This is a genomic window from Ralstonia sp. TCR112 (assembly GCF_007997035.1).
Classification (GTDB): Bacteria; Pseudomonadota; Gammaproteobacteria; order Burkholderiales; family Burkholderiaceae; genus Ralstonia; species Ralstonia edaphi.
Map to the genome: position 1 here is coordinate 1 of NZ_VOSS01000047.1, position 21602 is coordinate 21602.

Annotated in this window: 16 protein-coding genes and 1 pseudogene; 9 read left to right on the forward strand and 8 right to left on the reverse strand. The window is 64.6% G+C overall.

All coding sequences use genetic code 11. The features are described 5' to 3' along the window. Together FUT88_RS14050 and FUT88_RS14055 are read left to right on the forward strand one after the other, a co-directional pair. The coding region (locus tag FUT88_RS14050) for a hypothetical protein (protein ID WP_147215986.1) at nucleotides 1–638 on the forward strand (638 nt) is incomplete at its 5' end. Between the two features lie 40 nt (nucleotides 639–678). Beyond that, nucleotides 679–1893 carry a cystathionine beta-lyase gene (locus FUT88_RS14055; RefSeq protein WP_147215988.1) on the forward strand — a complete coding sequence of 405 codons (1215 nt, stop codon included), beginning with the start codon at nucleotides 679–681 and terminating at the stop codon, nucleotides 1891–1893. 33 nt (nucleotides 1894–1926) lie between these two features. Here the strand turns inward: FUT88_RS14055 and serB are convergent, their stop codons facing one another. The 3 genes from serB to mfd all read right to left on the reverse strand — a co-directional run bounded on the left by serB (nucleotide 1927) and on the right by mfd (nucleotide 7558). After that, nucleotides 1927–2784, reverse strand: a complete 858-nt coding sequence (gene serB, locus FUT88_RS14060; protein ID WP_147215990.1) for a phosphoserine phosphatase SerB — start codon at nucleotides 2782–2784, stop codon at nucleotides 1927–1929. 111 nt (nucleotides 2785–2895) lie between these two features. Continuing rightward, entirely contained in the window at nucleotides 2896–4089 is a 1194-nt protein-coding gene (gene argE / locus FUT88_RS14065) for an acetylornithine deacetylase (RefSeq protein ID WP_147215991.1), read from the reverse strand. A 37-nt stretch (nucleotides 4090–4126) separates the two neighbouring features. Beyond that, complete coding sequence (mfd, locus tag FUT88_RS14070) at nucleotides 4127–7558, reverse strand: transcription-repair coupling factor (protein WP_102067317.1); 3432 nt, start codon at nucleotides 7556–7558, stop codon at nucleotides 4127–4129. A 173-nt stretch (nucleotides 7559–7731) separates the two neighbouring features. Between mfd and ispD the strand changes: the two genes are divergently transcribed. Both ispD and ispF read left to right on the forward strand, forming a co-directional pair. Next, nucleotides 7732–8490: a 2-C-methyl-D-erythritol 4-phosphate cytidylyltransferase gene (ispD, locus tag FUT88_RS14075; protein ID WP_147215993.1), complete on the forward strand. Its 759-nt coding sequence runs from the start codon at nucleotides 7732–7734 to the stop codon at nucleotides 8488–8490. Further along, nucleotides 8487–8993: a 2-C-methyl-D-erythritol 2,4-cyclodiphosphate synthase gene (gene ispF / locus FUT88_RS14080; RefSeq protein ID WP_045202941.1), complete on the forward strand. Its 507-nt coding sequence runs from the start codon at nucleotides 8487–8489 to the stop codon at nucleotides 8991–8993. Before ispD ends, ispF begins: the two co-directional genes overlap by 4 nt. Before the next feature lie 82 nt (nucleotides 8994–9075). On the opposite strand, the gene FUT88_RS14085 is transcribed toward ispF, so the two are convergent. The 4 genes from FUT88_RS14085 to ompR form a co-directional block, all read right to left on the reverse strand. Next, complete coding sequence (locus tag FUT88_RS14085) at nucleotides 9076–9597, reverse strand: carboxymuconolactone decarboxylase family protein (protein ID WP_147215995.1); 522 nt, start codon at nucleotides 9595–9597, stop codon at nucleotides 9076–9078. 82 nt (nucleotides 9598–9679) lie between these two features. Next, complete coding sequence (locus FUT88_RS14090; protein WP_027681312.1) at nucleotides 9680–10228, reverse strand: peroxiredoxin; 549 nt, start codon at nucleotides 10226–10228, stop codon at nucleotides 9680–9682. Nucleotides 10229–10512: 284 nt separating this feature from the next. Next, nucleotides 10513–11874, reverse strand: coding sequence for an ATP-binding protein (locus tag FUT88_RS14095; RefSeq protein ID WP_147215997.1), 1362 nt, complete (start codon nucleotides 11872–11874; stop codon nucleotides 10513–10515). A gap of 33 nt (nucleotides 11875–11907) precedes the next feature. Continuing rightward, nucleotides 11908–12630 carry a two-component system response regulator OmpR gene (ompR, locus tag FUT88_RS14100; RefSeq protein ID WP_004627064.1) on the reverse strand — a complete coding sequence of 241 codons (723 nt, stop codon included), beginning with the start codon at nucleotides 12628–12630 and terminating at the stop codon, nucleotides 11908–11910. Nucleotides 12631–12851: 221 nt separating this feature from the next. Here ompR and FUT88_RS14105 point away from each other — a divergent pair, with 221 nt between their 5' ends. From FUT88_RS14105 to FUT88_RS14115, 3 genes are all read left to right on the forward strand, one after another. Then, the gene (locus FUT88_RS14105) at nucleotides 12852–13268 is read left to right on the forward strand and encodes a hypothetical protein (RefSeq protein WP_261797159.1); all 417 of its coding nucleotides are present in this window, start codon (nucleotides 12852–12854) and stop codon (nucleotides 13266–13268) included. A gap of 69 nt (nucleotides 13269–13337) precedes the next feature. Further along, nucleotides 13338–14963 carry a DUF1800 family protein gene (locus FUT88_RS14110; RefSeq protein WP_147216000.1) on the forward strand — a complete coding sequence of 542 codons (1626 nt, stop codon included), beginning with the start codon at nucleotides 13338–13340 and terminating at the stop codon, nucleotides 14961–14963. A 25-nt stretch (nucleotides 14964–14988) separates the two neighbouring features. After that, nucleotides 14989–16173 (forward strand): DUF1501 domain-containing protein, encoded by a 1185-nt coding sequence (locus tag FUT88_RS14115; protein WP_147216002.1) that lies wholly within the window; start codon nucleotides 14989–14991, stop codon nucleotides 16171–16173. On the opposite strand, the pseudogene hpnD reads toward FUT88_RS14115, so the two are convergent. Then, nucleotides 16174–17006 (reverse strand): annotated as a pseudogene (gene hpnD, locus FUT88_RS14120) (presqualene diphosphate synthase HpnD). 186 nt (nucleotides 17007–17192) lie between these two features. On the opposite strand from hpnD, the gene FUT88_RS14125 reads away from it, so the two are divergent. Further along, a complete protein-coding gene (locus FUT88_RS14125) occupies nucleotides 17193–18401 on the forward strand; it encodes an efflux RND transporter periplasmic adaptor subunit (RefSeq protein ID WP_147216004.1) in 1209 nt (402 codons plus the stop codon). 42 nt (nucleotides 18402–18443) lie between these two features. Beyond that, entirely contained in the window at nucleotides 18444–21563 is a 3120-nt protein-coding gene (locus FUT88_RS14130; protein WP_147216006.1) for an efflux RND transporter permease subunit, read from the forward strand. Nucleotides 21564–21602: the final 39 nt, after the last annotated feature.

Consider the following 21602-nt stretch of genomic DNA (forward strand, 5'->3'; position numbering starts at 1 on the left):
TGTCTGCGCAGACACCGGCGGCCAACAACGGCTACGACGTGTCGACCGGCAGCACCAACGTGCAGCCCGGCGACCTGGGCCTGAACCGCGCCATTGCCGATGGCGACAAGCGCCGCGCTCAGGCCAGGAAGGGCGACAACGCGTTCTCGGCGCAGACGTCGCCGTTGCACGTGCTGCAACCCCAGCCCGACTACGCAAAATATCCCGTCTATACCGGCGTGATCGGCGACATGCCGATCCGCATGCGTCTCGGCCGCAAGGCCGGCGAAATCGACAGCGTCCACGGCGAATACGTCCCGGGCAATGCGGCGGGCGTGCGCCTGGTGACCGGCGAATATGAAAACGGCGGCTTTCTCATGGAAGAGTCCGATGACGGTACGCACGTCACCGGCACATGGGAGGGCGCCATCGACGGTCACGGCGTCGTGCGCGGCACGTGGACGGACGTGGCCCACGACGGCCATACGCTGCCGTTTGTGCTGCGGCCCGTCGCGGTGGTCGTGATTCCGCCGTACGATGCCGCAGCCAACAGCAATGCGGCGACGCCTGCCACGCCAATGACGCCGCTGGTTCCTGCCGGGCCGGGCCAGATCGCACCGCCCGCCGGCAGTCCGACACGATCAAGCGCGCACTGGTAAGCCGCCCGAAATCGCTCATCCGCCACAAACAGGAAACCACGTGAACGACGACACCAAGCTCCCGCCGATGTTTCCCGCGACCCAAGCCGTGCATCCGGAATTGCAGATCCCGCCGGGCTTCACGGCGTTCTCGCATGCCACGCATCGTGCATCGACGGTGGTGTTCAAGAATCTCGCCGACATGCGGGCCTTCGGTAGCGGCAGTGTGGTGCACTGGCGCTACGGCCTGCATGCCACACCCACTTCCGACACGCTGTGCCAGGCCCTGGCGCAGATCGAGGGCGGCTCCCATACGCTGCTGCTGCCTTCGGGGCTGGCGGCGATTTCGCTGGTGTACTTCTCGCTGATCAAATCGGGCGACGACGTGCTGATTCCGGACAACGCCTACGGCCCGAACCGTGACCACGGCGAGTGGATGGCGCGTCAGTTCGGCATCACCGTGCGCTACTACGACCCGATGATCGGCGCCGGCATTGCCGACCTCATGCGCCACAACACGAAGCTCGTGTGGCTCGAAGCGCCTGGATCCGTCACGATGGAAGTGCCCGACTGCACGGCCATCGCCGAGGTGGCGCGCAAGGCCGGCGCCATCACCGCCATCGACAACACCTGGAGCGGCGGCGTGTACTACCAGCCGTTCGAGCACGGCATCGACATCTCCGTGCAGGCGCTGACCAAGTATCAATCAGGCGGCAGCGATGTGCTGATGGGCGCCGCCATCACGAACGACGAAGCGCTGCACCACAAGCTGCTGGCCACGCGGATGCGCATGGGCTGGGGCGTTTCGGCGGACGATTGCTATTTCGTGCTGCGCGGCCTTCCGAGCCTGCCGACGCGCCTGGCCGCCCATGACGCGCACGCCCGCGAAGTGGCCGAATGGCTGGCGGACCGCCCTGAAGTCGTGCGCGTGCTGCACCCGGCGCTGCCCGATTGTCCGGGCCATGAAAACTGGAAGCGCGACTTTACCGGCGCAAGCGGTTTGTTCTCGATCGTGCTGCACGAGCGCTATTCGCAGGCGCAGATCGACGCCTTCATTGAAGGCTTGCGCTACTTTGCGATCGGTTTTTCGTGGGGCGGGGCGCACAGCCTGGCATTGCCGTACAACATCCCGTCGATGCGCACGGCGACCGCTTGGCCGCCGGCCGATTGGGAGAACGCGGGCGGTTTTGTGCGGCTGTATATCGGGCTGGAAGATCCGCGTGATTTGATTGCGGATTTGAAGCAGGCGATGGAGATGCACCTGCGGGCGGCGTAACGCGTTTCCGCAGGTGGAAATTTCCGCAGCAGCTTATTGCTGCGGAAACAAATTCAACAGCCCATCCAGGCCGACAACATTGAATGCCACGTCGGCCTGTGCCTGCACGATGGGCTTGGCGCGGAACGCGACCGACAGGCCCGCCACACCCATCATCTTCAAATCGTTCGAGCCGTCGCCCATGGCGATGGCGTTATGCGGCGACACGCCCAGTTCTTGGCAGAACGCCTTGAGCGTCTGCGCCTTCACATCCGCGTTGACGATCTCGCCGAGCACGCGGCCGGTCAGTTTGCCATCCACGATTTCCAGCGTGTTGGCGCGCGTGCGATCCAGCCCCAGGCGCTCCTGCAGGCGCGAGGTGAAGAATTCAAAGCCACCCGACACCAGCAGCGTGCGAATGCCCAGTGCCTGCACGGCCTTGAGCATCTTTTCTGCGCCGAGGGAGAGCTGCAGGCGCTCGGCGTAGACCCGCTCCAGCACGCTTGCATCCAGGCCTTTGAGCAGTTCGACGCGGCGCGTCAGGCTCTCGTTGAAATCCTTGATTTCGCCGCGCATCGACGCTTCGGTGATGGCGGCAACTTGCGGCTTGAGCCCGCAGAAATCTGCGATTTCGTCGATGCACTCGATGGTGATCAGCGTCGAATCCATGTCCATCGCCAGCACACGGAAATCGCCGAACGTCCATTCGTCGGGAATCCACGCGTAGTCCAGCTTCAGGTTGGAGCAGATGGCATCCAGCTGGACGCGCAATTCGCTGGGCAGTTCGTGCACCCATTCGATGGCGGCGACGTTGGGCGCGCGCATCTCATAGGTGGCGCTGCCGAACAGGCTGCGGATGGATTCAATGTCGCCGGTCGACAGCGGCGACAGGCTTTGCAGAATGACGGGCATGGAGTGACAGGAGCGGGGTGCGGCAGTTCGGCGCCGGGGAAGCCCGCTATTGTAGCGAACGCCCCGGGCGGCATGCGCCCCACCAAAAGGTGAGGCGTTGCTGTGTAAGCGTTAGGCGGACGTGGTCTCGACCATCAGGCTGCGTGCCACCTTGGCGAGGAAGCGGTCGCAGGCGTCGAGCTGGGCCAGTTCGACGTATTCGTTCGCCTTGTGCGCCTGCTCGATGTTGCCCGGACCGCACAGCACGGCCGGAATGCCGGCGCGCTGGAAGAGGCCGGCTTCGGTGCCGTAGGCGACCTTGCGCTTGTCGTTGTCTTCGGTCAGCACACGCACAAGCTGCGTGATGGCGGCTTGCTCCGAGGCGTCCAGCGACGGCGCGGCGGCAATCTCGTCGAGTTCGATGCGGGCGTCCGGATGCTCGCGCTGCATGGCGGGCTCGATGGTTTCGCGCACATAGCGCTCGACGCGTGCCCGGATGGCCGGCGCATCCACGCCCGGCAGGTTGCGGAATTCGAATACCAGCTCGCACAGCGCGGGGATCGTGTTCAGCGCAATCCCGCCGTTGATGAGACCCGTCGATGCCGTGGTGAAAGGCACGTCAAATGCATCGTCGAACGGGCCCTTGGCGCGGAATTCGTCGGCCAAGTCACGCACGAAACAGATGATGCGCGCGGCGTATTCGATGGCGTTTACGCCCTGTGGCGTGAGTGATGAATGCGCGGCGCGGCCGTGCACGCGGCAGCGGTAGGCGTTGATGCCCTTGTGGGCGACGATCGGGCGCATGGAGGTGGGCTCGCCGACGATGCAGCCGGCGGGCTTGATGCCGCGGGTGATCAAGTCTTCGATCATGCGTGGGGCGCCCACGCAGCCGACTTCCTCGTCATACGACAGCGCGAAATGCACCGGCTCGCGCAGCTGGGCCTGCAGCAACGACGGTACCAGCGCCAGCGAGGAGGCGATGAACCCCTTCATGTCGCAGGTGCCGCGCCCGTACAGCTTGCCGTCGCGCACTTCCGGCGCAAACGGGTTGCTGTCCCATTTCTGGCCGTCCACCGGCACCACATCGGTATGGCCCGACAGCACGATGCCGCCTTGCACGCTGCCGTCCGCGGCCGGAATTGTGGCGAACAGATTGGCCTTGTTGCCATCGTCGTTGTGCGACAGATGCGATTTGAGGCCGACGCCGCGCAGGTAGTCGCGCACGGTTTCGATCAGCGCCAGGTTCGAGCCGCGGCTCGTGGTGTCGAAGCTGACGAGCTTGTTCGTCCAGTCGAGGGTGGAGAACGGTGTGGGGGCGGTGCTCATGATGGTTTCCTTGTTCTGATCGGCGGATGCTACCGGATCACGCCAATTGCCGCATGGCATGGCGAATGGTCTGCGTCAGCGCAGCGAATTCGGCAGGAATGTTCTCGATGCGCAGGCGATCCTGTCCCGCCAGCTTGATCTGCCGGTTCTTCTGCACGAGATCGATGATCTTGATGGCGTCAACAGGCGGGTTGGGGATGAACTGCAGCGTGACGGCATTCGCGCCGGTGTCGATCTTCCGGATACCCAGCGGCGCGGCGGCAATGCGCAGCCGGTGCGTTTCGATGAGCGATTGCGCTTGCGGCGGCAGCTTGCCGAAACGGTCGATCAGCTCCTCCTGGATGTTGTCGATCGTTTCGCTGCTCTCGCAGTTGGCCAGGCGCTTGTACAGCGACAGGCGCTCCTGCACATCGCCGCAATAGTCTTGCGGCAGCAGGGCGGGCGTGCCGAGGTTGATCTCGGTCGTGGCCGCCAGCGGGGCCATCAGGTCGGGTTCCTTGCCGGCTTTGAGCGACTTCACCGCCTGGTTGAGCATGTCGGTGTAGAGCTGGAAGCCGATCTCGGAAATCTCGCCCGATTGCTTGTCGCCCAGCACTTCGCCGGCGCCGCGGATTTCCAGATCGTGCATCGCCAGGTAGAAGCCCGCCCCCAATTCTTCCATCTGCTGAATGGCTTCAAGGCGGCGCTGCGCCTGCTTGGTGAGGCCGTCGACGTCATGCACCAGCAAATACGCATAGGCCTGGTGGTGCGAGCGCCCGACGCGACCGCGCAACTGGTGCAACTGCGCCAGGCCGAACTTGTCGGCGCGGTGGATCAGGATCGTGTTGGCGGTCGGCACGTCGATGCCGGTCTCGATGATCGTCGTGCACAGCAGGATGTTCGCGCGCTGCGCCACAAAATCGCGCATCACGCGCTCCAGCTCGCGCTCGTGCATCTGGCCGTGAGCGACGACCACGCGCGCTTCCGGAATCAGCTCTTCGAGCTTGGCGCGCTTGTTCTCGATGGTTTCGACTTCGTTGTGCAGGAAGTAGACCTGGCCGCCGCGTTTCAACTCGCGCAGGATGGCCTCGCGCAGCACGCCGTCTTCCTCGCGGCGCAGGAATGTCTTGATGGCCAGGCGCTTTTGCGGCGCCGTGGCGATCACCGAGAAATCGCGCAGGCCTTCCAGCGCCATGCCCAGCGTGCGTGGGATCGGCGTGGCCGTCAGCGTGAGCACGTCCACCTCGGCGCGCAGCGTTTTGAGCGCTTCCTTCTGGCGCACGCCAAAGCGATGCTCTTCATCGATGATGACGAGCCCCAGGCGGTCGAATTTCACGTCCGGCGAGAGCAGCTTGTGCGTACCGATCACGATGTCGATCGTGCCGGCGTTGATGGCTTCGATCGCGGCATCGATCTCTTTCTTGTTCTTGAAACGCGAAATCTCGGCAATGCGCACCGGCCAGTCGGCAAAGCGGTCGACCAGCGTCTGGTAGTGCTGTTCGGCCAGCAGCGTGGTCGGCGCCAGGATGGCCACCTGCTTGCCGCCCATCACCGCAACAAATGCGGCACGCAGCGCGACTTCCGTCTTGCCGAAACCGACGTCGCCGCAGACGAGGCGGTCCATCGGCTTGCCCGAGGTCATGTCGCCGATCACCGCTGCGATGGCGGCGGCTTGATCGGGTGTTTCGTCAAAGCCGAAGCTCTCGGCAAACGTGGCGTAGTCCTCCGGCGTGAGCGGGAATGCGAAGCCTTGGCGCAGCGCACGTCGCGCGTACAGGTTCAGCAGTTCGGCGGCCGTATCGCGAATCTGCTGCGCCGCCTTGCGCTTGGCCTTTTCCCACTGGCCGGAGCCGAGCGAATGCAGCGGTGCCGTTTCCGGATCGGCGCCCGAGTAGCGCGAGATCACATGCAACTGATGCACCGGCACGTAGAGCTTGCTGCCCTTGTCGTAATCGAGGTGCAGGAATTCTTCCTCGCCGTTGCCCATGTCGATGGAGACCAGCCCCTGGTAGCGCCCGATGCCGTGTTCGCTGTGCACCACGGGGTCGCCGATCTTCAGCTCGGCCAGATCGCGCACCATCGAATCGACGGCGGTGGCCTGTTCTTGCTTGCGGCGACCGGCGCGGCGCACGGTCTGCGCGTACAGCTCGGTTTCGGTGATCAGCGCGATGCGTTCGTCGCCGAGGATGAAACCCTGGTACAGCGGTGCCACGCCCAGCACGAACTTGGCATCGCCGCTCATCAGGTCGGCGAAGTCCGCGACGCCTTCAGGATGCAGGCCGCTGGCGGCCAGCATTTGCGCAAGTGTCTCGCGGCGGCCTGCGGATTCGGCGCAGATCATCACGCGGCAATTGCTGCGCATCAGGAACGATTCGAGATTGACCAGCGGGTCTTCGGCGCGGCGGTTGACGGCCACGTTCGGCAACGGCAGCGAAAGCGGTGCATCGCCGGGCTCCGCGCGCAACACCAGACGCGCGTGCGGCTTGGCGGCGACGAAGAACGCCTCTTCATCCAGATACAGCGCAGACGGCTGCAGCAGCGGCCGCTCGCGGTCGTGGCGCATGAAGTTGTAGCGCTGCGTGGTGTCGGCCCAGAAGCGACGCACCGCGCCTTCGATGTCGCCCACGAAGGCAAGATGCGTGGCACCCGGCAGGTAGTCGAACAGCGTCGCGGTCTCTTCGAAGAACAGCGGCAGGTAATACTCGATGCCGGCGCTGGGCACGCCGTTGCCGATGTCCTTGTAGATGGGCGAGCGCGTCGGGTCACCCTCGAACACCTCGCGCCAGCGACCGCGGAAGGCCGTGCGCGAGGCCTCGTCCATCGGAAATTCGCGGCCCGGCAGCAGGCGGACTTCGTTGACCGGGTAGAGGCTGCGCTGCGTGTCGGGGTCGAACGAGCGGATGGTCTCGATTTCGTCGCCAAACAGGTCGAGCCGATATGGCAGCGGCGAGCCCATCGGGAACAGGTCGATCAGGCCGCCGCGCACGGAGTATTCGCCTGGGCGCATCACGGCGCTGACATGCTCATAGCCGGCCAGCGTGAACTGCGCTTTCAGCGCCGCCTCGTCCAGCTTTTCGCCCTTTTTGAAGAAGAACGTGTAGGCGGCCAGGAATGATGGCGGCGCCACGCGTTGCAGCGCCGTGGAGGCCGGCACGAGCAGGATGTCGCATGCACCGTTCTGCAGGTCATGCAGCGTCGCCAGCCGCTCGGAGATCAAATCCTGGTGCGGCGAGAAGTTGTCGTACGGCAGCGTTTCCCAGTCAGGAAGCAGCTTCACGCGCGCCTGCGGGGCAAACCAGCGTAGCTCCTCCGCCAGGCGCTGGGCATCGACGGCATTGGCGCAGACCACCGCCAGCATCGGCACGGCGGCGCGATGCTGCTCGAGGTAGCGCGCCAGCAGCAGGGCATCTGCCGCCCCCTGCAGGCCGCTGAAGACGAAGCGCGAGCCCGGTTTGACGGCGGGCAGGGCGGAGAGCGAAAAATCGGACATGAGGCGTGACGTTGTGTGGGGCGCGACTGCAAGACAAAGCACGACACCCCGCCGGCATGTGCAGGCGGGGTGTCGTGACGCAGACCGCTATTATAAAATCCGCGCCAGCCGCGCGCTTGGCGGGGGCCAAAACCCACGCAAATGCCGCGCCCACGTTCACTTTCCCGCCTGTCATGTCGATTTCCCACCCTGGCCGCCGCCGTTTTGCGCTGATTCCCTCGGCCGGCACCGGCTCGCGCGCCGGCGGCGATCTGCCCAAGCAATATCAGGCGATTGCCGGGCGGCCGATGCTCTGGCATACCGCGCAGGCGTTCCTGGCCAGCCCCGAAATCGACACCGTGCTGGTGGTGACGACGCCCGGCGCACAGCCGCTGGTGCAGCGCTTTCCCGACGGTGGTTTCGATGCGCCCAAGCTGGTGGAGGTCGATTGCGGTGGCGACTCGCGCCACGCATCGGTCACGCATGGGCTGGCGGCATTGCGCGGCCTCGGCGCACAGGATGACGACTGGGTGCTCGTGCACGATGCGGCGCGCCCGGGCCTGACGCCGGCGCTGATCGCGCGATTGGTCGCGGCGGTGGAGACCGAAGGCACGCAAGCTGCGGGGGGCATCCTTGCGCTGCCCGTGGCCGACACGCTCAAGCGCGCCGATGCAGCCCAGCACATCGACGCGACCGTGCCGCGCGACGGCCTGTGGCAAGCGCAGACGCCGCAGATGTTTCCACTCGGGCTGCTGGAGCGCGCCTTGCGGGAAGCGCTGCTGCAACATCGCATCGTCACCGATGAAGCCAGCGCGATTGAAGCCGCCGGTCACCCGCCGCTGCTTGTGCCGGGAGCGCTGCGCAACTTCAAGGTGACGTATCCCGACGATTTCGCGCTGGCCGAGGCCATCCTCGCGCAGGGCGCACAACCGAACGAGGCATCGCAAGCATGAACTGGATGGACATCCGCATTGGCCAGGGCTACGACGTGCACGCGCTGGTGGAGGGCCGCAAGCTGATCCTGGGCGGCGTGGAGATTCCGCACACACGCGGGCTGCTGGGCCACTCCGACGCTGACGCGCTGCTGCATGCGATTACCGATGCGCTGTTCGGCGCTGCCGGCCTGGGCGACATTGGCCGGCACTTTCCCGACACCGATCCGGCCTTTGCCGGCGCCGACAGCCGCGTGCTGCTGCGCGAAGCCGTGCGCCGCGTGCACAAGGCGGGCTACGCGGTCGGCAATGTCGACGCCACCGTCATCGCGCAGAAACCGAAACTCGCGCCGCATGTGCCGGGCATGGTGGCGAACCTTGCCGAAGACTTGGGCATTGCACCCGAGCGTTGCAACGTCAAGGCCAAGACGAACGAGAAGCTCGGCTTCGAAGGCAAGGAGGAAGGCATCGTCGCGCAGGCGGTGGTGTTGATCTATCGCGCAGAAGCCGCCGATCAGGACTGAGTTCGCGTCGCCATCGCGCAAGGCAAACGGCAGCACCGGAGGGAACCGGGCTGCCGTTTTTTTGTTTATGTAATCGACGCAGTTATTCGGCCGCGATGACCTGCGCCGCCGCGTTGACGACAGCCGCAATGCGGCCGACATCGCGCAATTGCTGCGCGCTCATGCCCTGGTGATTCTTCAGTAAGTCGTAGTGCGATTTGATGCAGAAATGGCATTTGCCGATGATGGACGCGGCCAGGGCGTACATCTCGAACCTGCGCTTGTCGACGCCGCCGTTGCTGGCGTAAGCGTTCATGCGCAATTCCGCCTTCTGCTGCGCCAGGTCGGAATCGTCGGCCATCTCGACGTACGGATACCAGACGTTGTTCATGCCCATCAGGGCAGCGGCGGTCAGCGCGCCGTTCACCTCCTCGGGCGACAGCACCCCGGCATTGCGGATGGCGTCGGTCAACACCTTGCTCTTCGCGGCAAAGGCGGCCGCCAATGCGACGCCGACCGCATCATTGCCCTCCAGCGAGGAGCGCGCGATCGTGCCATCCAGGTTCAGGCGAATGTCTTTGGCGTAGTCGGGAATCCGGCCCTTGATCGTCTGCAGAAATTCCATCGATTTCTCCTGTCAGCGGGCACCGAAAAATGAAAGCCCGCGGCAACGGCGGGCTTCGGCTGGGTAGGGCGCCGCGCGGCCGTTACAGCGTCGAACCGCCCACTGCGCGGTTGCACGGGCACAGTTCGTCCGTCTGCAGGCCGTCGAGAATGCGCAGCACTTCGTCCGGGTTGCGACCCACGTTCAGGTTGTTGACCGACACGTGCTGGATGACGTTGTCCGGGTCGACGATGAACGTGGCGCGCAACGCAACGCCGGCCTCATGCTCGCGTACGCCAAGCTGGTCGACCAGGGCACCCGTCGAGTCGGCAAACGACCACTGGTTGAGCTTGTTCAGGTCTTTGTGCTCGCGGCGCCATGCGAGCTTGACGAATTCGTTGTCGGTCGAGCCGCCAAGCACGATCGTGTCGCGGTCGGCAAAGTCGTCGTTCAGTTTGGCGAAGGCAACGATTTCGGTCGGGCACACAAAAGTGAAGTCCTTCGGATAGAAGAAGATGACTTTCCATTTGCCCGGGAACGAGGTTTCGGTGATGTCTTCGAACGCCGACTCGCCGTTCTCCTCGTGATTGTTGAACCCGGGCTTGACGCCGACGACCTTGAACGGTTCGAGCTTGTCACCAATGGTCTTCATGAGCTTCTCCTGGAGTTGTGTGGCAATGGGTACGGAACCCAAACGGGGATTTGCAAACACACGCTCACCGGCCGTCCGGTCCGGCTGAGGCGTTCGGACGGAGACGAAGAACGCGCAGGCGCGCAGCCTGGCGGCTGGAGTATTGGCGAGGATTTCAAAACCGGCCAATTGATATTCTCAACGCCAACCATAGCGCGGCCTGCCGCCGCACCTTATCGGCGACGCATGACAGTGGTGGGAAGCAGGGGGTGTGCCCGGACGCGCGGGCCAGACGGTGTGCCGTATCAGGCGCGCGCGTAGCAGGCGCTGACGAGCAGTCCGGTTTCGGGCGGTGTGCGGTTCTCGAGCGCCAGCCGGCCGCCGCTGCGCTGCAAGATGCGATTGACGATCGACATGCCGAGCCCGGCGCCCTTGGCTTCGCTGCGCGCCGATTCGAGGCGGTAGAACGGCCGGGTGAGCAACGCAAGCTGATCCGTCGGCACACCCGCACCGCGATCGGCCACGCACAATACAACCTCGTTGCCTTGCAGGAATGTGCTGACGGTAATTTCGGCGCGGTTCGTGCCCGGCGTCTTGCCGTAGCGCCGTGCGTTTTCGATCAGGTTGTCGAGAATGCGCTGCGTTTCCATGCGGTTGCAGCGGGCGATCGCCTCGGGCGCGAGCTTGAGGGTAAGGTCGATGTCGTCGTGTGCGGAGTAGACGGGCGCTGTGTCGCGCACGAGTTCCGTCAGGTCGACGTCTTCGAGCATTTCGCCGCTGGGGCGCGCGTAGTCTAGGAACTGGCCGATGATCGCGTCCATCTGCTCGATGTCGGCCACCATCAGCTCGCGCGTTTGCTCGTCGACGGGGCTCATCTCGGTTTCCAGGCGCAGGCGCGTGAGCGGCGTGCGCAGGTCGTGCGAGATGCCGGCCAGCATGACGGCGCGGTCGGCCTCAAGCTGCTTGAGGTCGCGCACCATCTGGTTGAAGCTGTGATTCGCCTGCGCCACTTCGGTGCCGCCGCCTTCGGGCAATGCCTTCGGGTCTTCACCAGCACTGATGGCGCGCGCCGTATCGGCCAGGCGTTTGAGTGGCTGGTTCACGCGTGACGTAATGAACGCCGCGCCCAGCACCGACAGCACCAGCGCCGCCATCGACCACCAGAGCCACTGCAAACCAGGCACGTGCTCGAAACGGTCCGGGCTGATGGCGACCCAATAGTCGTCGCCCTCGATCTGGAAGCTCACCCACACGCCCGGGATGTCATTAACGGCCGTGGCGATCACCGCGTCGGCACCGAGCCGGTTGCGGATTTCCTGCTGGACAAGCTGCGTCAGATACGGGTTGGTATGCGGCTCGCGGTATTCGTCTTCCTTCTCGCGCGGGTAGACCTTGATGCCCTCGTTCTGCACGAGATCAAGCAAGAGGAAGCGGCGTCGCGACGGATCCGAATACAGCAGCGCCGCCCGCGTGAGCTTGACCACGCTGACCACCTGCATCGCGATCTGCTGCGCGCGCGGCTCACGCTCGAAAATACGGAAGCTCTGGAACCACACGCCCAGAGAGATCGCGATCAGCAATGCGATCAGCATGAAGGTTCGCCAGAACAGCGAACCAAACACACTGATCAGCAGACGCCGCAACGCGGCCGGACGCGGGATGCGCAAGTCGGATGCGGAAAAGAAGGGTTGCCCGGACGCTTACTTGGCGCCGTCGGGAATGAACACGTAGCCCAGGCCCCACACGGTCTGGATGAAGCGCGGGTTGCTGGCGTCGGGTTCGATCAGCTTGCGCAGGCGCGAAATCTGCACATCAAGGCTGCGATCGAACACTTCGTATTCGCGGCCGCGCGCCATTTCCATCAGCTTCTCGCGCGATAGGGGTTGGCGCGGATGGCGTGCAAACACCTTGAGCACGGAGAATTCGCCCGTCGTGAGCGTGATCTCTTCGTCGTTTTTCTTGAGCGTGCGCGTGGCCAGGTTGAGCACGAAATCGCCAAAGGCGAAAGTTTCGGGCGTCTCCGACGGCGCACCCGGGATTTCGGCCGGGCCGCGGCGGCGCAGCACGGCGTGGATGCGCGCAATCAGTTCGCGGGGGTTGAACGGCTTGGGGAGGTAATCGTCCGCACCCATTTCAAGGCCGACAATGCGGTCGACGTCTTCGCCCTTGGCGGTGAGCATGATGATGGGCGTCTGATCGTTCGCGCCGCGCAGGCGACGGCAGATCGACAAGCCGTCTTCACCGGGCATCATCAGGTCGAGCACCAGCAGGTCGAAGCGCTCGCGCAGCCAGAGTTTGTTCATGGCTGTGGCGTTTTCCGCCACCAGCACGGTGAAGCCCTGTTCCCCCAGGTAGCGGCGCAGCAGGTCGCGCAGGCGGGGGTCGTCGTCGACGACGAGAATCTTTTGACCGGAATTTTCCATGGCGCTTATGGTAACGACAAAAACATGGGCCCAATCGACAACAGGAGGCAGTAAAAGCCCAATTGAAACAGACGGTTACATTATTTACCGAGTCACGCGAACAGTCTGTAGGACGCGCAGCTACACTGCCTTGGCAGTTCCTCGCAACGGTTTGGGGTCTGTTTCCCCCCTGCGGAGGGGACTGGCGTGCAATGCGGTTGCCTGTTATCGATTGTCGCGCAATGATGCATGGCGCATCGGTTTCCAGCAACAAAGACGTGGCTTCTCAACTTCCTCTTTCGAATCGCTCGGTGATGTTTCGGCGGCGCGCGGCGCTGTTGACCTGTGTTCTTGCCCTCTGTGCGGCCGGCTCGCAGGCGCACGCGCGCGGTGAACGCGGTGGCTTTGGCGGTTTCGGGGGCTTTTTCGGCGGCGGGCATGCAATGCAGGCCGGCGCGCAGGAAAAGAAGGGCGGGCAGGGTCCGGCGCGCGGTCGGGGTGGCGAGGAACGCAGCCGCCGCGCCGCCGCGATGGAAAACCGCCGCGGAGAGAATGCCGATCGAGGGTCTGGGCAACGCAAGCTGTCTCCCGAGGAACGCAAGCAATTGCGTCAGAACATCTATGACGTCACGCGGGATATCTACCACCGTGGCGGCTAGGTAGGGGCCGAGGAACGGCGCACGAGTCGCTGCCCCGGCAAAGCAGTAGGGTCGTTTCGGGGGACCGACATGCGAATCCGTAGCACCACGATCTTCTTCGCGGTGGCAGTGGCCGGCGCGTTGTCACTGCAGACCGCGCATGCGGCCACGCAGAACAAGCCGCATCGCCACACTGCGCAAGCCAAGGCGCCCGCCGCCGACGAGCAGCGCCTGGACCGCGACGATGCGCGGTATTTCCTCACCCGCGTCGGCTTTGCGCCTTCCGAGGGCGAACTCGATGCCTACGCCGGGCTCACGCACCGCGAAGCCGTCGACCGCGTCCTTGCCCAGACAGGCACGGTTGCCACGCAGGCACCCCCAGCGTGGGTGAACGAGCCGATCATCCCGTACAACAAGCTGCCCGACGAAGACGCCCGCAAGGCGGCGCGCCAGAAGAATGCCGCGCACGAGCTGGAATTGCGTGCCTGGTGGATGGGCGAGATGATCAAGACGCCGTCGCCGCTGACAGAGCGCATGACGCTGTTCTGGCACAACCATTTTGTTTCCAGTTCGCAGAAGGTGCCGTTCGCGCAGTTGATGTATCGGCAGAACGTGCTGCTGCGGCAGAACGCGGTCGGCAACTTCGGCACGATGCTGCACGCCATCGGCAAAGACCCGGCGATGCTGATTTATCTGGACGGTGCCGAGAGCCGCAAGGGCAAGCCGAACGAGAATTTCGCGCGGGAAGTGATGGAGCTGTTCACGCTCGGCGAGGGACATTACACCGAGCAGGACATCAAGGAAGCCGCGCGAACCTACACGGGCTGGAGTATCGATCGCGAGCACGATTTCGCCTACATCTGGCGGCCGCAGATTCACGACACGGGCGTGAAGACGGTGTTTGGCCAGAGCGGCGATTACGACGGCGACCAGATGCTCGACATCCTGCTGTCTCGCCCGGAGACGGCCAATTTCATCGTCACCAAGCTTTGGCACGAATTTATTTCGCCGGATGTGGATGCGGCACAGGCGCAGCGCGTGGCCGATGCGTTCCGCGCAAGCGGTTACGACATCAAGGTGGCGTTGCGCGGGCTGTTCTTGACGCCGGCGTTCTGGGCGCCGCAATCGCATGCGACGCTGGTGAAGTCGCCGGTGGAGATGATCGTCGGCACGCTCAAGCAGTTCAACGTGCAATACACCGATCCCACGCCATTTGCCATCAAGTCTGCGCAGCTGGGGCAGAACCTGCTGGCACCGCCGAACGTGAAGGGCTGGCCGGGCGGCGATGCGTGGATCAACTCGACCACGCTGCTGGGGCGCAAGCAGTTTCTCGATCAACTGTTCCGCTCGACGGAGATGAAGGCCCCGCCGGGCAGCCAACAGGCGCAACAGCAGAAGCCCGGCATGATGATGGCCGCCATGCGCCAAGACCTGAAACAGGGCGGTGCCGTGCAAGGGCTGGGCCAGGCGCTCAAGGGCATGGGGCAGGAGGGGCGCTTCAAGCTGGCGCAGTCGCAGACGATGGTGTCGTTCAACTCGGCCAAGTGGCTCGCACAGTTTGGCGCGGATGGCGATGATCCACCGCAGCTGGCGCCGCGCATTTCGATCCAGCGCGCCGTGTTGCCCATCGAGCCGACCGCGCCGATTCCCGTCAAGCTGGCCGGTACGGCGTACCTGCGTACGCTGATGATGGACCCGGCTTACCAGTTGAAGTAACGCCACCGCCGCAGGAGCACACATCATGGAACGTCGCGATTTTCTGAAGGCAGGCGCCATGCTCGGCATGGGCGGCGCTGTACCGGGGATTGTCTTCGCGCAAGGGCAGGACAAGCGCAAGGGCTACGGCAACCTGCTCATCCTCATCGAACTGAAGGGCGGCAACGACGGGCTGAACACCGTGGTGCCGTACACGAGCGCGCAGTATTACGCGCTGCGCCCGCGCATCGCCATCAAGCGGGAGCAGGTGCTGCAGCTGGATGACCGCTACGGGCTGCATCCGTCTTTGCAGGCGATGATGCCGCTGTGGCAGGCGGGGGAATTGTCGGTGGTGCAGGGGTTGTCGTATCCGCAGCCGAATCTCTCGCACTTCCGTTCGATCGAGATCTGGGACACAGCGTCGCGCTCCGACCAATACCTGCGCGAAGGCTGGTTGACGCGTGCGTTTGCCGCGCAGCCGGTGCCGGCATCGTTCGGCGCCGATGGCGTGATCATCGGCAGTGCCGATCTCGGCCCGCTCGACGGCGGCGCACGCGCGGTCGCACTGGCCAATCCCGATGCGTTCCTCAACGAAGCCAAGCTGGCGATGCCTTCGCACGCCATGGGCAACGCCACGCTCGCGCATGTGTTGAAGGTGGAGGCGGATATCGTCAAGGCCGCCGATGGGCTGCGCCCGAAATCCGGCAAATTCGCGTTCCAGACGCGCTTTCCTGACGGCGGGTTCGGCAACTCGATCAAGGCGGCGATGCAGGTGGTGGCTGCGCCGGGCCATGGCGGTGCGGACGTCGCCGTGGTGTGCCTGTCGCTGGGTAGCTTCGATACCCATACCAATCAGCAAGGCACGCAGGCGAACCTGCTGCGGCAGTTGGGCGACGGCATCGCTTCGCTGAAGAGCGCGTTGACCGAGTTGGGCCGTTGGAACGACACGCTGATCGTCACGTACTCGGAGTTTGGTCGCCGCCCGCGTGAAAACCTGAACAGCGGTACGGATCACGGCACGGCGGCCGCGCATTTCGTGGCCGGCGGACGCGTGAAGGGAGGATTGGCCGGTCAGGGGCCGGTGCTGGAACGCCTGGACGGCGGCGGCAATCTCGACCCGTCGGTCGATTTCCGCTCGCTTTATGCCACGGTGCTGGAGCGCTGGTGGGGGATGGATTCGCAACCGGTGCTAGCGGGGCGGTTTGCGCCGCTGGATCTCATCAAAGCCTGATCAACCGCGGATCTGCGTCTTCCAAGCCAGCCACAGCTTGCGCAGCGGCGTCAGGTCCGTGCGCTGCGTGAGCACCTGGAAGCCGTCCGCTTCCACCTCGTCGAGCAGGCGCATGGCGAGCACGCCGCGAATCAGCGCCGAGCGCTGGGCGCGGCGGTCTTCAGCCGGCAGCGCGGCGAGCGCTTCCTTGTACGTTGCCCGGGCGCGCTCGGCCTGAAAGGTCATCAACGGTTTGAAGCCTTCTGCATATCGGCGGTTGAACAGATCGGCGGCGGGGACGTTAAAGCGCTGCAGCTCGTCCACGGGAATGTAGACGCGGTTGTGCCGCACGTCTTCGTCCAGGTTCCGGATGAAGTGGACGAGCTGCTCGGTCAGCGCCATCAGCCGCGCGAATTCCAGCGTGCGTGCGTGCGTCTGTCCGGCAATGCGAGCCGTCAGCCGGCCTGCCACGCCTGCCACCTGATCGCCGTGGCGGCGCAGGTTCGGCCAATCCAGATAGCGGTTCTGCATGGCATCCGCCTCGACGCCGCCAGCAATTCACCCAGATGCACTGCGCCGATGTCGTAGCGGGCCAGATGCGGCTGCAGGGCCTTTGTGGCCGGGTGTTCGGGGCGGCCCTCGAACAGCCGCGCAAGCTCCTGTCGCCACCACTGCAGCTTCGATTGCACGACCGCCGGGTCGCTCGCGTCGCGCACGGCGTCTTCGAGCTCACGGCGCACGGCCTCCAGGGCGATGGTCGCGCGGCGGCGTTCGGGCGTCAGAAACAATACGCTGTAGTACACATCGCTGCCGGGCGGTGCGGCCTTGTCGGCGCAGTAATCGTCGGGGGTCACGGAAAGGGCCGTCGTGGTGAGGTTTGAAGCAGGGGGGCCATTCTACAGCGCGTTGCAGTGCAGCATGCCGTAAAGCCTTGCTTAAGCAGGTGCCAAGAAAAGTCAATCAGACGCGGCCGTGTCGTTGACCCTGCGCATTGCCGTGGGTATATTACTGACCAGTCAGTTATTTACTGAGAGCGTGTCATGCCAGCGTTGCGTTTGCCGTACCCGCATTCCGACTTCACCGGTTTCTCCGACACGCGGTCTCGGCCGCGCCGGCGTTCATTACCGATGACGGCATCAGCGGTTTTGCTGACCGGCGCGGCGCTGCTGGCCGGCTGCAGCAAGGAGGCGCCCAAGGCGCCCGACGTGCGCCCCGTGCGGACCATGACGGTGACGAGCGAGCAGGGCGCCGGCACGGCGGAGTTCTCCGGCGACGTCCGCCCGCGCATCGAATCGCGCCTGGGCTTTCGCGTGCCGGGCAAGATCGTCGCCCGCCTCGTGGACGTTGGTGCTACCGTCAAGAAAGGGCAGGTGCTCGCGCGCTTGGACCCGACCGACCTGGCCCTCGCCCAGCAATCGGCCCAGGCCCAGTTGTCGGCTGCCAAGACCGACCGCGATCTGGCCGCTGCCGATCTCAAGCGCTATTCCGAACTGTTCGCCAAGGGCTTCATCAGCGCGGCCGAGCAGCAGCGCCATCAAGCCAACTATGACGCCGCGCAGGCCCGCTACGAGCAAGCCGGGGCCGGCTATCGCAACCAGGTGAATCAAGCCGGCTATGCCACGCTCGAAGCCGACGCAGATGGCGTGGTGACGGGCGTCGATGCTGAAGTCGGGCAGGTGGTGTCCGCGGGTCAGCCGGTCGTGCGTGTGGCCCAGACGGCCGAGAAGGAAGTCGTGGTCGGCATTCCCGAGGATCAGGTCGATACGCTGCGCAAATCGCCCGAGGTGAGCGTCAAGTTGTGGGCCGATCAGTCGCGCAGCATTCCGGCCAAGGTGCGTGAGATTGCGCCGGCGGCCGACCCGGTTACGCGCACGTACACCGTGAAGATTTCGGTACCGAATCCGCCGCCTGAACTGAGGCTTGGCATGACGGCGGTGGCCACCTTTGTGCGGCCCGGCGGTGGTGCCGACAGCGGCGGCATGGGCGTACGCGTGCCGATCAGCGCGCTGCTCCAGGACCAAGGCAAGAACGTCGTGTGGCTGTACGACGCTGCATCGCAAACGGTCAAGCCCGTGCCGGTGACGGTGGGCGCGCCGCGCGACAACGTGCTGCTGGTAACGAGCGGCCTGCAGCCCGGCCAGACGATCGTGACCGCTGGCGTACACCTGCTCAAGGCTGGCCAGAAGGTGATGCCGATGGCGCCGGCCGATCAGCCGTCGGCGCAGTCCGCCATCACACCGCGCCGGTAAGCCGCAACCGGCTCCCGCCCAAACACGCCAACCTTCGCGCGTATGGAACATTCCCGTTTCAACCTGTCACGCTGGGCGCTGGAACATCAGCCGCTCACGCGCTTCTTGCTGGTGGCGCTGTTGCTCGGCGGCATCTTTGCGTATTCCAAGCTGGGGCAGGATGAAGATCCGCCCTTCACCTTCCGCGCGATGGTCGTGCAGGCTTTCTGGCCCGGCGCCACGGCCGAGCAGATGTCGCGCCAGGTGACCGACAAGATCGAGAAGGCGCTGCAGGAAGTGCCGTATGCCTGGAAGATCCGCAGTTACTCCAAGCCCGGCGAAACGCTCGTCACCTTCCAGCTGGCCGACACGTCGCCCGCCAAGGAAACGCAGCAGCTTTGGTACACCGTGCGCAAGAAAGTCGGCGATATCGCGCCGACCTTGCCGCAAGGCGTGCGCGGGCCGTACTTCAATGATGATTTCGGCGACGTGTATGGCTCGATCTATGCGCTGTCCGCCGATGGCTTTACGTATCGCCAGCTCAACGACTACGCCGACGCGATTCGCCAGCAACTGCTGCGCGTGCCCAACGTCGCCAAGGTCGAGCTGCTGGGCGACCAGGACGAAAAAATCTACATCGAGTTCCAGCAGGCCAAGCTGGCGCAGATGGGGCTGGACATCAACAGCATCGCCACGCAGATCAGCCAGCAGAACAACATCGGCCCCAGCGGTGTGCTGGTCACGCCGACCGACAACGTGCAGATCCGCCTGTCAGGCCAGTTTTCGGACATCCGCGATTTGGAAAATCTGACGCTGCGCGGCCCCGGTGGCACGACGAACATCCGCCTGGGCGACATCGCCACGGTCAAGCACGGTTACGTGGATCCGCCGCACGCCAAGATGCGCTTCAACGGCAAGGAAGTGATCGGCCTGGGCATTTCGATGACCAAGGGCGGCGACATCATCCAGCTCGGCAAGGACTTGCGCGCCACGGTCGACAAGATCCGCGCGAAGCTGCCCGTCGGCATCGAGATGCAGCAGGTGCAGAACCAGCCGAAATCGGTGCAGAGTTCGGTGGGCGAGTTCGTGCACGTGCTGATCGAGGCGGTGGTGATTGTGCTGGGCGTGAGTTTCCTCTCGCTCGGGTTGCATACCAAGCCGAAGTTGCGCATCGACGTGTGGCCGGGGCTGGTGGTGGGCCTGACGATCCCGCTGGTGCTGGCGGTGACGTTCCTGTTCATGAACATCTTCGACATCGGGCTGCACAAGATTTCGCTCGGTGCGCTCATCATCGCCCTGGGCCTGCTGGTGGACGACGCGATCATCGCGGTCGAAATGATGGTGCGCAAGCTGGAAGAGGGCTTCTCCAAGATGGAGGCGGCCACCTTCGCCTATACGTCGACCGCCATGCCGATGCTGACCGGCACGCTGATCACCGCCACGGGGTTCCTGCCGGTGGGGCTCGCGCGGTCGACGGTGGGCGAATACACCTTCGGCATTTTTGCGGTGACGGCGCTGGCGCTGGTGCTTTCGTGGTTTGCCGCAGTGGTGTTTGTGCCGTATCTGGGCTTCCTGCTGCTGCGGACGAAATCGCATGTGGAGGGCGGCGGGCACCACGAGTTGTTCGACACGCCGTTCTACAACCGCTTCCGCGGCTGGGTGAATTGGTGCGTGGAGTACCGCAAGACGGTGATCGTCATCACGCTGGTGGCGTTTGGGCTCGGCGTGTTCGGCTTCAAGTACGTCGAGAAGCAGTTCTTCCCCGATTCCAGCCGCCCAGAGTTGATGGTCGAACTTTGGTTGCCGGAAGGCTCCAGCTTCAACCAGACCGAAGCCGAAGCCAAACGCTTTGAAGCGCTGATGCGCAAGGAGCAGAACGTTGACAGCGTGACGCTGTTCATCGGCTCCGGCGCGCCGCGCTTCTACCTGCCGCTGGACCAGATTCTTCCGCAGACGAACGTGGCGCAGGCCATCGTGATGCCCACGTCGCTGGAGGCACGCGAGGGTGTGCGGCAACACGTTATCGGGCTGCTCAAGTCGCAATTCCCGCATCTGCGCGGACGCGTGAAGTTGCTGCCGAACGGGCCGCCGGTGCCGTATCCGGTGCAGTTCCGCGTGATGGGCCCGGACATTGGCGGGGTGCGCAAGATTGCCGATCAGGTCAAGGCCATCATGAGCGCCAATCCGAATACCGTCGGCGTGAACGACAACTGGAACGAGAACGTCAAGGTGCTGCGCCTGGACATTGACCAGGACAAGGCGCGCGCGCTCGGCGTGTCGACCGGTTCCATCTCGCAGGTCACGCAGACGGTGATGTCAGGCGCGCCCATCGCCCAGTACCGCGACGGCGACAAGCTGCTCGACATCGTGATGCGGCCGCAGGAGGACGAGCGCAACACGCTCGACGCACTGCAGCGCGTGCAAGTCCCGACCAGCAGTGGCCGCACGGTGCCCCTGACCCAGGTAGCGCGAGTTGGTTTTGCGTGGGAACCCGGCGTGATCTGGCGCGAGAACCGCGACTACGGCATCACCGTGCAATCCGACGTGGTGGACGGCGTGCAGGGTCCAACCGTAACCGCGCAGATCAACCCGTTGCTGGATAAGATTCGCGCTGATTTGCCGCCGGATTATCAGATCAAGATCGCCGGCGCAGAGGAGGAAAGCGCCAACGCCGGTGCGTCCATCGCTGCGCAGATGCCGCTCTGCATCTTCATCATCTTCACGCTGCTGATGCTGCAGTTGCATAGCTTCTCGCGCTCGGTGATGGTGTTCCTGACGGGGCCGCTGGGGCTGATTGGCGCGGCAGCCACGTTGCTGCTGCTGCGCGCGCCGATGGGCTTTGTCGCGCAGCTCGGCATCACTGCGCTGATCGGGATGATCATCCGCAACTCGGTCATTCTGGTGGACCAGATCGAGCAGGATGTCGCGGCTGGCGTGCCGACGTGGAACGCCATCGTGGAGGCAGCCGTGCGTCGCTTCCGGCCGATCATCCTGACCGCGGCGGCGGCGGTGCTGGCAATGATTCCGCTGTCGCGCAGCGTGTTCTGGGGGCCGATGGCCGCCGCCATCATGGGTGGCCTGATCATCGCCACGGTGCTGACGCTGTTGTTCCTGCCGGCGCTGTATGCGGCGTGGTTCCGCGTCAAGCGGCCCGACGCGCAAGCGGCCGCCCCGACGGTCTGACGCTTGCGCTCGGGCAGCCGGTGCGAGGGAGGGGACTCG

Bases quoted from the DNA above. Each gene is read 5' to 3' on its own strand.
- FUT88_RS14125 (WP_147216004.1), top strand. From the start codon at position 17,193: ATGCCAGCGTTGCGTTTGCCGTACCCGCATTCCGACTTCACCGGTTTC.
- FUT88_RS14090 (WP_027681312.1), bottom strand. From the start codon at position 10,228: ATGAAGACCATTGGTGACAAGCTCGAACCGTTCAAGGTCGTCGGCGTC.
- mfd (WP_102067317.1), bottom strand. From the start codon at position 7,558: ATGTCCGATTTTTCGCTCTCCGCCCTGCCCGCCGTCAAACCGGGCTCG.
- FUT88_RS14085 (WP_147215995.1), bottom strand. From the start codon at position 9,597: ATGGAATTTCTGCAGACGATCAAGGGCCGGATTCCCGACTACGCCAAA.
- serB (WP_147215990.1), bottom strand. From the start codon at position 2,784: ATGCCCGTCATTCTGCAAAGCCTGTCGCCGCTGTCGACCGGCGACATT.
- ispF (WP_045202941.1), top strand. From the start codon at position 8,487: ATGAACTGGATGGACATCCGCATTGGCCAGGGCTACGACGTGCACGCG.
- FUT88_RS14115 (WP_147216002.1), top strand. From the start codon at position 14,989: ATGGAACGTCGCGATTTTCTGAAGGCAGGCGCCATGCTCGGCATGGGC.
- ompR (WP_004627064.1), bottom strand. From the start codon at position 12,630: ATGGAAAATTCCGGTCAAAAGATTCTCGTCGTCGACGACGACCCCCGC.
- FUT88_RS14130 (WP_147216006.1), top strand. From the start codon at position 18,444: ATGGAACATTCCCGTTTCAACCTGTCACGCTGGGCGCTGGAACATCAG.
- argE (WP_147215991.1), bottom strand. From the start codon at position 4,089: ATGAGCACCGCCCCCACACCGTTCTCCACCCTCGACTGGACGAACAAG.
- FUT88_RS14110 (WP_147216000.1), top strand. From the start codon at position 13,338: ATGCGAATCCGTAGCACCACGATCTTCTTCGCGGTGGCAGTGGCCGGC.
- ispD (WP_147215993.1), top strand. From the start codon at position 7,732: ATGTCGATTTCCCACCCTGGCCGCCGCCGTTTTGCGCTGATTCCCTCG.
- FUT88_RS14105 (WP_261797159.1), top strand. From the start codon at position 12,852: ATGATGCATGGCGCATCGGTTTCCAGCAACAAAGACGTGGCTTCTCAA.